Below are 13,034 nucleotides of genomic sequence, written 5' to 3'. Positions count from 1 at the left end.
AAGAACCCACCGGTGTATTTCCAAGACAACGCCGGTGGGAGGTTCGCTCACCGGCGTATGAATCCGCACGGGACATCGCGACCTCCTGCTGTCACGACCTCGTGCCATCGGCATCGCCGTCCTCGGCACGATCTTCTTTACCACTGCAGCCGGATCAGGGACCGATAGCTGTTGTGTTTCTCGCCGATTTGAATGTCGGTTGCCCTTGCGGGCGTTTGGCGCAGAATTCCGGGAGGGCCAAAGTTCTCCCGGAAAGTCAAAGTTGTTCTTGCCGAGTCTGCGCAACATAGTTGACGCCGGATGAGGGAGAACGATGCAGTCAAATGTGGGTGCTGGCAAGGTGCGGCAAATAGAAGAAGAACAGCGATCTCTTGATGCGATGTATGCGTGTCTCGACGCTGATGTGAGTGGGAGTCTGTCAGCGCATGCGCGGGTGTTAGCGGCGCCCGTTGAAGAGCCGGAGGACCTCTATGCGAGGGATCTTGAGGTCTCGCAATTGGCAGAGAAGATTCGCCGACTCCGTTCGGCAGAGCGATCCCTGTGCATCGGACGCATCGACGGCGTGCAGCAGGGGGAAGCGTTGCATGTCGGCCGGATCGGGTTGCGCACGGACGCGGGGGAGCTGTTGCTCGTGGACTGGCGGGCGGAGGCCGCGCGGCCATTTTACTCGGCCACGATGGCCTCGCCATTGGGCCTGCGCCGGCGTCGCCACCTGCGCGTGGATGATCGCAAGGTCGTCGACGTCAGTGACGAGATCCTTGACGGAACCACACCGACCGTCGAAGACGCTATTGGCGATGGCCCTCTCGTCTCTGCTCTGAGCGGTGCGCGGACGGGGCGGATGAGGGAGGCGGCCGCAACTCTGCAGAGGGAGCAGGACGAGATCGTCAGGTCGCCGCATCGCGGAATCATCGTGGTCGATGGCGGCCCGGGAACGGGCAAGACGATCGTCGCTCTGCATCGGGCGGCGTACGTGCTGTACGCGTTCCCCTCGATCGCCGATCGCGGGGTGCTCGTGTTCGGCCCGAACAGACGGTTCCTCACGTACATCTCCGACGTGCTGCCCTCGCTCGGGGAGAGCGATATACAGTTGGCGAAACTGTCAGACTTGATTGGCGTGGCAGCGACGAGGACCGAACCAGACCAACTTGCGCGCATCAAGGGCCGTGCGAAGTTCGCTGACGGACTCGCACGCTGGGTGCAGGCCCGTGAGCCCTACGGCGTACCGCTCGAGTTGCAGACCGCGCACGGCACAGTTGTCCTCGATTCCGACCTAGTCGACGCCGCGCGACGCAGCGCCCTCCAGGGAGGCATCGGACACAACCGTGCCCGGGAACTGTTCACCGAACGCATCGTCGATGAGATGGTGAACGAACTGGAGCAGCAGACCGCGAAAGAACTCTCGAACTTCGAAGCCGAGATCAAGGAGTTCTTGGGCATCGACCTCGATCGCATGTTCGCGGGAGATCTCCAGCGCGCCAGCTCCGACGATGTTGACGTGTCCGCGGACGGTCTGGATATCGATTGGGATCGGATCCGTGAAGAGCTTCTCGACGATCCCGGCATCGACCGGATTGTTGCCCGGGCCTGGCCTCGACTTCATGCCGAAGACGCCGTCCGGGGTCTTCTTTCAGACCGCGCCGCTCTCGCCCGCGCGCTTCCCGACGTCTCAGAGGAGGATCTGACGTGCATGCTCGGACTTGACCAGACGGGGTGGAGTAGCGCCGATCTAGCTTTGCTAGATGAAGCGCGCGCACTCGTCGACGGCCATCCGCAGACCATATACGGGCACATCGTTATCGACGAGGCCCAGCAGCTCTCCGAGATGCAATGGCGGATGCTGATGCGCCGTTGCCCACAACGCTCGATGACCATCGTGGGGGACCTGGCCCAAGCGGGTCCCACCACGGCCATCCGCACCTGGGGTGATGCACTGGGGCCTTTCGTTGATGAGCGGTTCGCCCATCACACCCTCACGGTCAACTACCGCACCACCGCAGAGATCCTGCAGACGACAGAGCCGCTGCTCACCCGCATCGCCCCCCAACAGCGACTCTCCCGCTCCATCCGGCACGGCGAACAACCCACCGTCATCCCGGTCGCCGAAAAAGACATCGCTTCCGTGCTCAACGAGCTGATCAGACAGGCCCGAGAGACACATCCCGGAGAACTGATCGGCGTCGTCACCACCACACAACGCTCCGACACACTGGACGCTGAGTTCAACGAGACCGACGTCACGATCCTCGCCGCACCCGACGCGCGTGGCCTGGAATTCGACACCGTGATCATCATCGACCCGGATGGCGTCCAATCGGATAATGAAGCAGGTCTCCGCGATCTCTACGTCGCGCAAACCCGCGCAACCAAACGCCTCCTCACCCTTGAGGTCACGACCAATAGCACCGAGAAGGAGATCCGCTCAGCGTGACGTGGAGCTGTGGTCACGAAGGACATCGCACCATGCACGCTCGCCACCGCCCTGCGGCTTCCGCGCGAAAGTCCTTAAGCCCGGTGACCGGATGTAAGCCCGGTGACCGGACGCCAAACGCACGAGCTGAAGTGTCAAAATGCGCTCACTCACCGTCAAATGTTCCGCCAGAGTTCCAATGCGCGGGTCTCTGCTCGATGCAAATTGGCGAACGCGCTGGACTGGCTGGGGGATGGTTCGATGACTTCGGAGGGGAACCCTCTTCCCCTCCGCGTCTTTGACGACGGCTTCAGAAGATTGCCCGACTCTGCGCCGGAGCCGCCCGCGATCTGGGTAGCCCCACAATATACCGGCCAATGGTCCAGGCCATATCGCCGGCATCGGAGTGTTCGGCACCCTCATCGCCGAGCAGGTGGTGGAGTACGGCGCTACTGCGATCGCCGAAGCTGCCAAGCCGACGCTGGGCCAAGTCGGCTATGTCCTCAAGGTCGTCACCGCGCGACTCGCACCTGTCTCAGGAGATCCTCGAGGACTGGGAAGGGCACCGCGGCTCCTACCCGGTCCGGATCGGCAACGGGGCAGCCGGACAGCTGCAGCTCGACAAGGCTCGCGTCACGTTCGAGAAGATGCTGACCTATGCCAACCACCTCGGCCTGTACTCCGAGGAGATCGCTCAGACCGGGGAACAGATCGGGAACTTTCCGCAGGCGTTCACGCATCTCGCGCTGATCGACGCCGCCATTACCCTCAACGAACGCCTCGACGTCGAGGCGAAGCGCGGGCGCCGACGCTCAGGCGCCGGTTATCGCCTTCAGTGCCCCTGGGAGTCGCTCGGAGATATCCCGCGCCAGGAACCCGATCGAACCGACATCGGCAGCGAGGTCGTTTCCCGCCGCGATGTGCAGGAAGGTAGCCCAGACAGTCGCCTGAGCGATGTCGTCAGTGCGTCCCCCCAAGCCGAGCACGGCGCCAGCCAGGACGTCCCCGCTGCCCGAGGTCGCCAGCCCGGGGTTGTCTGAGGGGATATGCCAGGATCGAGCACCCGGTTGGCTGATCACCCCGTAGCAGCTGACCGCCGCTCCGTAGCGGTCGGCGATCCGGTCGAGATCCTCGTCGTCTCCCTCGTGGTCTTTGCCGAGCAGAATCGCCGCCTCACCGCGGTTGGGAGTGAGGATGAGCGGGTTCGGCCAGGCAGCCGCCTCGCCATCGAGATCTGGAAGCACCCCGAGCGCGAAGGCGTCGAGGACGAGTGGCGCGTCCGGCGGCATCGCTTCCCGAACCTGGTAGAGCGCCAGCCGAGTGACATCGGGGTCGGCGAGCCCGGGGCCGACCAGTACCGCATCCGCATCCTCCAGTTCACCGCGCGCGTCGCCGGAAAGCGTTCCGTCGTCACCGAGTTCGAACACGCCCGCCTCCGGCACGGCCAGAGCCAGCGGCACGGCGACCGCTCGGGGCACGATCAGGGTCAGCCGACCCGCACCCACGCGGAGCGCTGAGACCCCGGCCAGCGCAACGGCGCCCGGAGCGGTCAGCGATCCACCGACCACGACGACCCGGCCTCGGCTGTACTTGGAGTCGCCGGGTTCGGGGAGCGGCCAGGCGCGCAGGCGGGCCGGCGTGATCTCCATATTCCCTGCGTCGTCAGTTCGGCTTGACATCGTGGTCTCCTGAGTGAACGGTGACGGGTGCGCCGTGGCGGGCGAGGTGGGCGACGTCGGAGAAGCCCGCCAGCTCCCATGGCTGCTCTGAGGAGGTCCGCACGAGGTGCGTGATCGACGCGTTCGCTACGGTGTGGTTCTGCGCGAAGTCCAGCAGGTCCGCTTCCGAGAGCTCGAGGAGGACGTAGAGGATCAGCATGACGATCGCGTCGTGAGCAACGATGAGCCCGCTGTGAGCCTGCTCTCCCCGTCCGGACGTGTCCGAGAGGAACGAGCGGAGACGGAGGACGACGTCGGCCCAGGACTCGCCGCCGGGTGGCCGATAGTACAACTTTCCGAGGTGGCGCCGTCGGGCGACCTCCTCGGGATGTCGGTGCAGTGCACCGACTGAGGTGAGTAGGTCGAGGACGCCGAGCTCACGGTCGCGCAGTCGTTCGTCCACCATGATCTGCGCCTCGGGAGCGTCGTCGCCGAGAGCCAGGTTCAGTGTCTCGCGGGCACGTGCGTACGGCGAGCACCAGACGGTTGCGTGCGACGGCAGCGTTTGGGCCAGCCACGGCCGTAGCGCGATCGCCTGTTCCCGCCCTGACACCGAGAGGCCGACGTCCGCATCGCGGATGTCGAGCGGGATGACCTCGGCGCCGGCGGCCTCAGCCGCCGAGGCGGCGACGTTGCCCAAGCTCTCCCCGTGCCGGATGAGCCACAGCTCCGTCCACGGACTGTCCTCCATTGCGCCGCCCTTTTTCGATCGCTCTACCGGCACAGGCGCACCGGCTCAGGTCAACGTATGCGAAGGGCGGCAGTGCTGCTCGGGGTTGACAAGCTCGCGTGCCGCTCGCTTCCGAGCGTCGTGGCCCGGGTCCCGCGGAGGACTTCGGGGCGAATGCTGCCTACTCCGATCGGCTCTGCTTCGCTCGACCCGTCCCGCGTGGCGGGTACATCAGCCTGACGGGTTCTCCGGTTCCCCGTGCACGTCACGTTCGATCACTGCGGGGGCCGTGTCCTCTCCGCTGGTGTCGGGTGCGGGGTCGTCAGCTTGGTCGAGATCGCGTGAATCCTTGTGCTGGTCTGAGGCGCCCGTAGTCATGTTCTGGTCCTTCTTGTTGATGCTCGAGGATCGCTGACCTTCAAGAGGTGCATGGGCAAACGTACGTCTGTCGCTCGCTACTCGTCTCCGGGTTGACATATCGCCTCGCACGGTGCAAAGGCCCCAGGGCAGAGGCACCAGGGGCCGAATTTCAACGCCGAGACGCGCGCCCGCGGATTTAGATCGCGCACCTGCCGGATTCGATCCGCATTACGAAACTCGAAACCGAAGACGGACTCGCAGCAGACCCCCGCCCGAGTTCCGAACCCAGCCGCCGTCTGTACCACTGGAAGAGCGCAGCACCCTCTGAGAGGATGTTCTTGAGCGGGAGCGGGAGAAGTTCCCCGGCATCGAGTTCGGCTCCGCATTCTTCGGATGGCTCGCGGCCGACGGAACCGCGGTCTAGGAGGAACTGAAGATGCAGACCACCCCGAATCGCCGTGCAGCCCTCATCTACAACCCGGTAAAATTCGACGCCGACTCGATGCGGCCGGTGTTGGAAGCGCTCGAAGCGGACGGCGGCTGGGAGCCGAGCCTGTGGCTCGAGACATCCGTGGAAGATCCCGGAACTGGTCAGACGGCGAGAGCACTGGAGGGCGGTGTCGACGTCGTCATCGCGGCCGGAGGCGACGGCACCGTACGCGTCGTGGCGGAATCGATGCGCGGTTCAGGCGTTCCACTCGCCCTGCTCCCGACAGGAACCGGCAACCTCCTCGCCCGAAACCTGGACCTGACTCTCGACGATCCGGAGCATTCGCTGCGAACCGCCCTGACAGGCACCGACCGACCGATCGATATGGCGCTCATTGAGATCCGCGGGGACGACGGGAAGACACGTCGCCACGCCTACCTCGTCATGGCCGGGCTCGGCCTCGACGCGAAGATGCTCGCGAACACGGATGATGATCTGAAAGAGAAGGCAGGGTGGCTGGCCTACGTCAAGGCGATCGGGCTGGCTCTCCAAGACAAAGACCAACTGCGGCTGCGCTACAAGCTCGACGCCGGCGGCAATCACCGTGTTCGTGCCCACACGATCATCATCGGCAATTGCGGTTCACTGCCGGCCAACATCCTGCTGCTACCCGACGCCGCCCTCGACGACGGTCAACTGGAGATCGTCATGCTGCGCCCCGAGGGGTTCTTCGGCTGGGTGCAGATCATGACCAAGATCTTCTGGGAGAACGGGGTCCTGCGCCGCACATCGGCCGGTCGTCGCCTGATGGGTCTCACGAAGGAAGTGCGCGCGCTCGACTACCTGAAGGGCACGGAGCTCGTGGTGTCACTCAGCCGACCGGAACAGATTCAGCTCGATGGCGACTCGTTCGGCGAGGCGCGCTCATTCAAGACCTGGGTCGACCCGTCGAGTCTTGTCGTGCGGATGCCGAGGGACGCCTGATCCTCCCGATCCAGAGATCGAGGAGGCTCCATCCGGCCGCGTCGTGCTTGTCGAGTTCCGCGCTGTCAACCCCGCGAGGCCTCGTGTCCTGCCCGTTAGCGTCGAGGTGAGGTCGCCGCGTGTCGGCCGGGAGGGAGCGACATGTCGCGAAACGTCCGATCGATGGGCTGTACGCCGTCGGCGGTCTTCGACGTGCTGGCCGACGGGTGGCTCTACCCCACGTGGGTGGTCGGCGCCTCGCGCATGCGCGACGTCGATGCCGCGTGGCCGAACGAGGGCAGCAGCCTCGCCCACTCCGTCGGCGTCTGGCCGATCCTCATCGATGACGAGACGGTGAGCCTCGAATGGAACCCGCCCCACCGGGCGGTCATGCGCGCCAAGGGCTGGCCGATCGGTGAGGCGCGGGTCACGATCGACGTGCGCCGACACGGGAGCGGGTGTCTCGTCCGCATCCAGGAGGAGCCGGTCGAAGGTCCTGGAACCTGGGTGCCGCGAGTGCTCATCGACCCGATGCTCCACGTGCGCAACCGCGAGACGCTCCAGCGCCTCGCCTTCGTGGCCGAGGGCCGGCTGCAGAACGGGAAATCCTGAAGCCGCCGGTCGCTGCCCTGCCCTCCTCATACTGTGCCGCGAAGGCGGCGAGTAGCCACGTCGACCGCCCGCGAAGAATGGGCTTGACACGGATGCGGCACGGGCTGTCAAGCCCCTACTCCCGTCGACGATCGCCGACGTAGCCTTGCCTCCTCCGCGACGACGACGGAGCAATTCAGGGGGTAGAAATGTTTTTCCACGTGCAACGACTGATCAACGAGATCGTTCCCGACGAGCCGGATCCGGGTGCAGCGAATGCGCTGCAGGAGGGCCTCGGCGGACAGTTCGGCGAGATGCGCACGATGATGCAGTACCTGTTCCAGGCGATGAACTTCCGGGGTCCGGACGGCAAGCCGTACCGGGATCTCATCCAGGGCATCGGCACCGAGGAGATCAGCCACGTCGAACTCATCGGCACCACGATCTCTCGGCTGCTCGACGGATCGCCGCGGTACCAGGGCAAGCCCACCGACCCGGTTGACGAGCCCGGGGCAGGCGGCGCGACCCCGCTGAAGATCGCGCTCGACGAGGGCAATATCCACCACTATCTGGTCGGAGCGCAGGGCGCTTTGCCGGTCGATGCAGCGGGCAACCCGTGGCTCGGCAGCTACGTCTACAACTCGGGCAATCTGCCACTCGACCTGCTCTACAACCTCATGCTCGAGTCCACCGGCCGGCTGCAGAAGTGCCGCATCTACGAGATGACGGACAACGCCACCGCGCGCTCCACCATCTCGTACCTGATCGTGCGCGATCAGGCCCATGAGAACGCTTATGCGAAGGCGCTCGAATCGCTCGGCGTGAAGTGGAACACCCTGCTGCCCATTCCGAAGACGAACGCCGAGCAATTCCCCGAGGTCAAGCGCCTGCTCGACCTCAACCTGCAGAGCAAGCAGTTCACCTTCGACCTCGCGGGGCAGTCGGAGGCCGGCCGCATCTTCCGGGGCATGTCGCCCTCGAACGACGGCACCGAGCTCGATGCACGCGAGCAGGCGCCCGAGGGTGTGCCGTCCACGATCGCTCCTGAGCGGTTCGAGGAGTACGCGCCCGGCCTCGATCCCGATCTCCTCGCGCTCGTGCAGGCGACCGCAGAGATGGAGATGGCCGAGGCCGCTGATCCGCTGTTCGGACCCGTGGGTTCCGCTGCGGCATCCCGAACCAAATCTCGACCGAAGAACCAGAGTCCGTCGAAGAAGTGATGCAGGCGCGCGGCCTTCCGAGACCGGCTCGCGCGTTATACGCCGCGATCCGTGAAATGGGAAGGGCCTGTTTCGCCGAGGATCGCCGACCTAGCGTTGGCCATCCACCAACGAGAGAAGGAGCATCACCATGAGCAAGCCGAGTACTCCGCATACCGCCGGCTCCTCGTCTGCGACCACCACGGAGTCATCGCGAGTCGGTGTCGAGGCGGAGAGCGACGGCACGCTGTCGTCCCTCGCCACAGATGCAGGCGAAGCCACCCACCAGGTCGTCGACACGGCCAAGGACGAGGCGCGATCGGTCGCATCGGAGGCCGGCCACCAGGCGAAGAAGCTTGCGGGGCAAGTGGGCGACGAACTGCGCGAGCAGGCCGCCACGCAGCAAACCCGTGTCGCCGACGCTCTGCACGCGACCGGATCGTCATTCTCCAAGATGGCCGAGAAATCGGACGACGACGGCTACGCGCCGCAGCTCGTGCGCGCTGCTGGCGATCGGATCGACTCTGTCGCGACCTGGCTCGGCACCCGCGACCCTGGCACCGTCGTCGAGGACGTGAAGCAGTTCGCCAGACGGCGCCCCGGCGTCTTCATCGCGATCGCCATCGGCGCGGGACTCGTGGTCGGTCGCCTGGCCAGGGCGCTCGCCTCGTCATCCGGCAACGACTCGTCCGACGGGCCCTCACGATCGACGGACTCGACCCCGACGATGGCATTCGATGCGCCGCCTGCTCCGCCCCTTCGCGAGACCGTCGCGCCCAGCACGACGCGTGTCGGAGCCGGCACCGGCGCCAACCGCGCCACCGGCACCTTCGGAGCCGACTCCGAGTTCCCGACCGAGGTCGGTGATCTGCGGTGAGCGATCCAGGATTCCACGAGACCCGCACGCCGTCCGAGCGACAAGCCGACGCGAGCTCTGTCGGGGAGCTGCTGTCCGAGGTATCCCGCGACATCTCCACGCTCATGCGCCGGGAGGTCGACCTCGCCAAGGCCGAGCTGAAGGAGTCCGCAGCGAAGGCGGGCAAGGGCGCGGGCATGTTCGGCGGCGCCGGTGTTGCCGGCTTCCTCGCACTCGCGTTCCTGTCCGTCGCCCTGTGGTGGGCGCTCGGCTACCTGATGGGCAACGCGTGGTCGGCGGTGATCGTCGCCGCTCTCTGGGGCGTCGTCGCCCTTGTCCTCGCCCTCGTCGGCAAGCGCGAGATCGAATCGATCTCCGGCATGCCCGAGACCGTGGAGACGATCAAGGAGATTCCCGATGCACTGAAGCGAAATGAGGAGAACCGATGAGCAATCCAGATGTGATCCGCGAGGACATCGAACGCACGAGGGCTGAACTCGGCCAGGATGTCGACGCCCTCGCCGACAAGGTGAGCCCCGGCAAGATCGCCGAGCGGCAAGGGCGTAAAGTGAAGCACGCGTTCAGCGCGCTGAAGGATCGAGTGATGGGCGCGGCATCCGATGCCACCCACGGAACGCAGGACGCGTTGTCGGACGCAGGCTCGGGAGTGGCCGATGCCCCGCACAGGGTGGCCTCGACGACTCAGGGCAACCCCGTGGCGGTCGGTTTGATCGCGTTCGGCGCGGGCCTCCTCGCGGCGTCGCTCATTCCCGCATCGAAGCTCGAGGAACGCGTCGCCGAGAGGGCGAAGGACGCTGCCGAGCCGCTCGTCGACGAGATGAAGGCTGCAGCGCAGGATTCCGCCCAGCACCTGCAGGAGCCAGCGAAGGATGCGGCGGAGGCCGTCAAGGATCGCGCCGCCGACGCCGTCGAAACCGTCAAGGCCGAGGGCGCGGAGGCCGTCGAAGGGGTGCGGGCCGAGGCCGCGGGCGGCGACGCCGGGGCTGGTCACGGGTGACTGACCGTACATGCCACGGTGTCAACGCCACCGGACGCCCGGGCGTGACGGGCCTCAACGGCCGCCGCGCGGCTCGCCGCCCCGGCCCCGAGTTCTCAGTCCTTCCGGCGAGACGTTTTCCGAGTCGGCCGACTCGAATACGCGCGCGTCAACCCCCTTGCCTGTCCTCGAGCGGCCGTTCGATCATGTCGCGAGGAACCCAAGGGTTCCGCGGCCTCGGCAAGGCGCGAGTGCCGAATCGATGAGGAGGTTGTCATGCACAGCACCGTTCGTCCGACGGCGGATCGCACAAGCTACGCCGAAACGCCCGTCCAGAAGGTCGCCCTGGTATTCGGCATCATCTTCGTGGTCGTCGGCATCGCGGGATTCATCCCCGGCCTTACAGCGGACCTGGAGACCATTCAGTTCGCCGGCCACGAATCGCAGGCCCTGCTGCTCGGCGTGTTCCAAGTGTCGATCTTGCACAATCTGGTGCATCTGCTCTACGGCATCGTCGGGCTCGCCGCCGCGGCGAGCTTCGCGTTCTCGAAGAACTACCTGATCTGGGGCGGAGCGGTGTACGCGCTGCTGCTCGTATACGGGCTCTTCCTCTCGGGCGATCACCCCGCGAACTTCGTCCCGTTGAACTCCGCTGACAACTGGCTGCACGCCTTCCTCGCGGTGGCGATGATCGTGCTCGGCGTCGTCCTCGGCCGCCGCGACCGGGGCGACCGCACCGCCGGCACAGCCAGTTAGAAGGCGCGTAGCTCACCGATTCTGCGGGCGAGCCGCACGCAGTCCGCCCATTCCGACATCGCACGGAGCGTCAGAAACTGGCGCGTGGCGATTGAACGTCCGTTCGCTCATCAGCTGGTGCGGATTCACTCGCTCTCGCCAGTTGGGACCTGTTCGGCCGGCTCATGAACCAAACCGAGCATCCCGGTCATGCCGACCAGGTCCGAGAGTGCGTCGAGCCACGCACGATTCAGCGCCGGTCGCCGGCTCTCCGAGTACACGAACTGCAGTCGTGATTGTGGCGTCATCCACATCGTCACTGCCCGGGCGTTCGCCACCAAAGACAGTGCGAACTTCTCTTTGCGGCGGAATTTGTCGATGATCACGACCTGCAAGTGGGCGAGGGTCCGATCGTCCATTTCGACCTCGAGCTTGTTGTTGTAAATGAAGAGACCCATCGGTGCCCCCTTCCCACACCGGTGGTGCCTGGATCAAGCGGCAACCGCGTGCGCGACGAACTCTCAAGCAGAGATCCACGACGGAACCAATACTTAACGCCGATGATAGACACGCGGCCGTGGCGTGCTCAAGGACAGATGGCACGGAACGTCCAGGTCGCTGCCGCCGGTGGGAAGCGGGTCGGCTGAGACGGTGCGGGCTCCGATCGGTATGGGGCCACGTGGAGACGGTACGGGAAGAGGGTGCCGAAGCGTACGCGTGACGGTGAGCGGTGCATCGAGAGGATGAATCGCGACGACATGCCGAAGCGGGTCGATGCCAGCTCGATGTCCGCGGGCTGGCCCCTGCTTCGATATGCAGAGCGAGGCCGCTGCTTCCGACGCCCGTGCTCGCATGCCTCGGCCATCGGCGCAACCCCCTGCAACTCATCCGCTCGCGGGGTGATGCTTGCAAGCCGGGAGGTGCGATATGAAAGCCATGGTCTATCGAGGACCGTACAAGATCCGTGTCGAAGAGAAGGCGGATCCGAGATTGGAGCATCCCAACGATGCGATCGTGCGGGTCGAGCTGGCGGCGATCTGCGGATCAGATCTTCATCTGTATCACGGCATGATGCCCGACACTCGGGTCGGGCATACCTTCGGCCATGAGTTCGTGGGCACGATCGAGCAGGTCGGCTCGTCGGTGCAGAACGTCCAGGTCGGCGACCGAGTCATGGTTCCGTTCAACATCTACTGCGGATCGTGCTTCTTCTGCGCACGCGGGTTGTTCTCCAACTGCCACAACGTCAACGCCAACGCCACTGCGGTCGGCGGCATCTACGGGTACTCCCACACCGCCGGAGGGTACGACGGCGGCCAGGCCGAGCTGGTCCGGGTCCCGTACGCGGACGTCGGCCCTTCGGTCATTCCTGCTGACATCGGGGACGAGGACGCCCTGATGCTGACCGATGCGTTCTCCACGGGATACTTCGGTGCGCAGCTCGCCGACATCGTGGCGGGCGATACGGCTGTGGTGTTCGGCGCTGGACCCGTCGGTCTTGCGGCGGCGCGTTCATGCTGGCTCATGGGCGCCGGTCGCGTGATCGTCGTCGACTACCTCGACTACCGGCTGGAGAAGGCGAAGACCTTCGCATTCGCAGAGACGGTGAACTTCGGGCAGGTGAACGATATCGTGCGCGAGCTGAAGTACCTGACATACGGCCTGGGCGCGGATGTCGTGATCGATGCGGTCGGCGCCGAGGCGGACGGCCACGTGCTGCAGCACGTGACTTCAGCCAAGCTGAAGCTGCAGGGCGGCTCGCCGGTGGCGCTCAACTGGGCGATCGACGCGGTCCGTAAGGGCGGAACCGTTTCGGTGATGGGGGCCTACGGCCCGCTGTTCAGCGCGATCAAGTGGGGTGATGCCGTGAACAAGGGCCTCACGGTTCGCACGAATCAGGCCCCCGTGAAACGACAATGGCCACGCCTGTGGGAGCACATCCGCAACGGGGTCATCTCGCCGAGCGAAATGATCACCCACCGCATCCCTCTGGATGAGATCGCCGAGGGGTACCACATGTTCTCGTCGAAGCTCGACGACTGCATCAAGACGGTCATCACGCCGACACCCTGAGCGGCGAACTTCCATCACCTCGAAGGAACATC

At 65.4% G+C, this 13,034-nt stretch carries 12 protein-coding genes and 1 pseudogene; 10 read left to right on the top strand and 3 right to left on the bottom strand.

Going from position 1 to position 13,034, the window contains the following annotated elements:
- The first annotated feature begins 313 nt into the window (after positions 1-313).
- Positions 314-2,431, top strand: a complete 2,118-nt coding sequence (locus tag AC1C2R_RS16980; RefSeq protein ID WP_495380713.1) for a HelD family protein — start codon at positions 314-316, stop codon at positions 2,429-2,431.
- 356 nt (positions 2,432-2,787) lie between these two features.
- Positions 2,788-3,159 (top strand): annotated as a pseudogene (locus tag AC1C2R_RS16975) (glycoside hydrolase family 15 protein); the annotation flags it as partial.
- A gap of 63 nt (positions 3,160-3,222) precedes the next feature.
- Here AC1C2R_RS16975 and AC1C2R_RS16970 read toward each other — a convergent pair.
- Together AC1C2R_RS16970 and AC1C2R_RS16965 are read right to left on the bottom strand one after the other, a co-directional pair.
- The gene (locus AC1C2R_RS16970; protein WP_495380712.1) at positions 3,223-4,089 is read right to left on the bottom strand and encodes an NAD(P)H-hydrate dehydratase; all 867 of its coding nucleotides are present in this window, start codon (positions 4,087-4,089) and stop codon (positions 3,223-3,225) included.
- Positions 4,073-4,819, bottom strand: coding sequence for a histidine phosphatase family protein (locus AC1C2R_RS16965; RefSeq protein ID WP_495380711.1), 747 nt, complete (start codon positions 4,817-4,819; stop codon positions 4,073-4,075). The genes AC1C2R_RS16970 and AC1C2R_RS16965 overlap by 17 nt, the downstream gene beginning before the upstream one ends.
- Before the next feature lie 775 nt (positions 4,820-5,594).
- Here AC1C2R_RS16965 and AC1C2R_RS16960 point away from each other — a divergent pair.
- The 7 genes from AC1C2R_RS16960 to AC1C2R_RS16930 all read left to right on the top strand — a co-directional run bounded on the left by AC1C2R_RS16960 (position 5,595) and on the right by AC1C2R_RS16930 (position 10,950).
- A complete protein-coding gene (locus AC1C2R_RS16960) occupies positions 5,595-6,572 on the top strand; it encodes a diacylglycerol/lipid kinase family protein (RefSeq protein ID WP_495353921.1) in 978 nt (325 codons plus the stop codon).
- 141 nt (positions 6,573-6,713) lie between these two features.
- Positions 6,714-7,163, top strand: a complete 450-nt coding sequence (locus AC1C2R_RS16955) for an SRPBCC family protein (RefSeq protein WP_495380710.1) — start codon at positions 6,714-6,716, stop codon at positions 7,161-7,163.
- Between the two features lie 188 nt (positions 7,164-7,351).
- Positions 7,352-8,362, top strand: coding sequence for a manganese catalase family protein (locus AC1C2R_RS16950; protein ID WP_495353923.1), 1,011 nt, complete (start codon positions 7,352-7,354; stop codon positions 8,360-8,362).
- Between the two features lie 130 nt (positions 8,363-8,492).
- Positions 8,493-9,218, top strand: a complete 726-nt coding sequence (locus tag AC1C2R_RS16945) for a hypothetical protein (protein WP_495353924.1) — start codon at positions 8,493-8,495, stop codon at positions 9,216-9,218.
- On the top strand, positions 9,215-9,646 hold the full coding sequence (locus tag AC1C2R_RS16940; protein ID WP_495353925.1) for a phage holin family protein: 432 nt from the start codon (positions 9,215-9,217) through the stop codon (positions 9,644-9,646). The genes AC1C2R_RS16945 and AC1C2R_RS16940 overlap by 4 nt, the downstream gene beginning before the upstream one ends.
- Complete coding sequence (locus AC1C2R_RS16935) at positions 9,643-10,215, top strand: DUF3618 domain-containing protein (RefSeq protein WP_495380709.1); 573 nt, start codon at positions 9,643-9,645, stop codon at positions 10,213-10,215. Before AC1C2R_RS16940 ends, AC1C2R_RS16935 begins: the two co-directional genes overlap by 4 nt.
- 255 nt (positions 10,216-10,470) lie before the next feature.
- Complete coding sequence (locus AC1C2R_RS16930) at positions 10,471-10,950, top strand: DUF4383 domain-containing protein (RefSeq protein WP_495353927.1); 480 nt, start codon at positions 10,471-10,473, stop codon at positions 10,948-10,950.
- Between the two features lie 125 nt (positions 10,951-11,075).
- On the opposite strand, the gene AC1C2R_RS16925 is transcribed toward AC1C2R_RS16930, so the two are convergent.
- A complete protein-coding gene (locus AC1C2R_RS16925; RefSeq protein ID WP_495353928.1) occupies positions 11,076-11,387 on the bottom strand; it encodes a DUF7882 family protein in 312 nt (103 codons plus the stop codon).
- 469 nt (positions 11,388-11,856) lie between these two features.
- Here AC1C2R_RS16925 and AC1C2R_RS16920 point away from each other — a divergent pair, with 469 nt between their 5' ends.
- Positions 11,857-13,002 (top strand): zinc-dependent alcohol dehydrogenase, encoded by a 1,146-nt coding sequence (locus AC1C2R_RS16920; protein ID WP_495353929.1) that lies wholly within the window; start codon positions 11,857-11,859, stop codon positions 13,000-13,002.
- Positions 13,003-13,034 lie beyond the last annotated feature (32 nt).

The sequence above is a fragment of the Agromyces sp. Y182 genome, from assembly GCF_059445385.1.
Note: the sequence above shows the minus strand (reverse complement) of the source record. Positions and strands in the feature narration are given on the sequence as shown.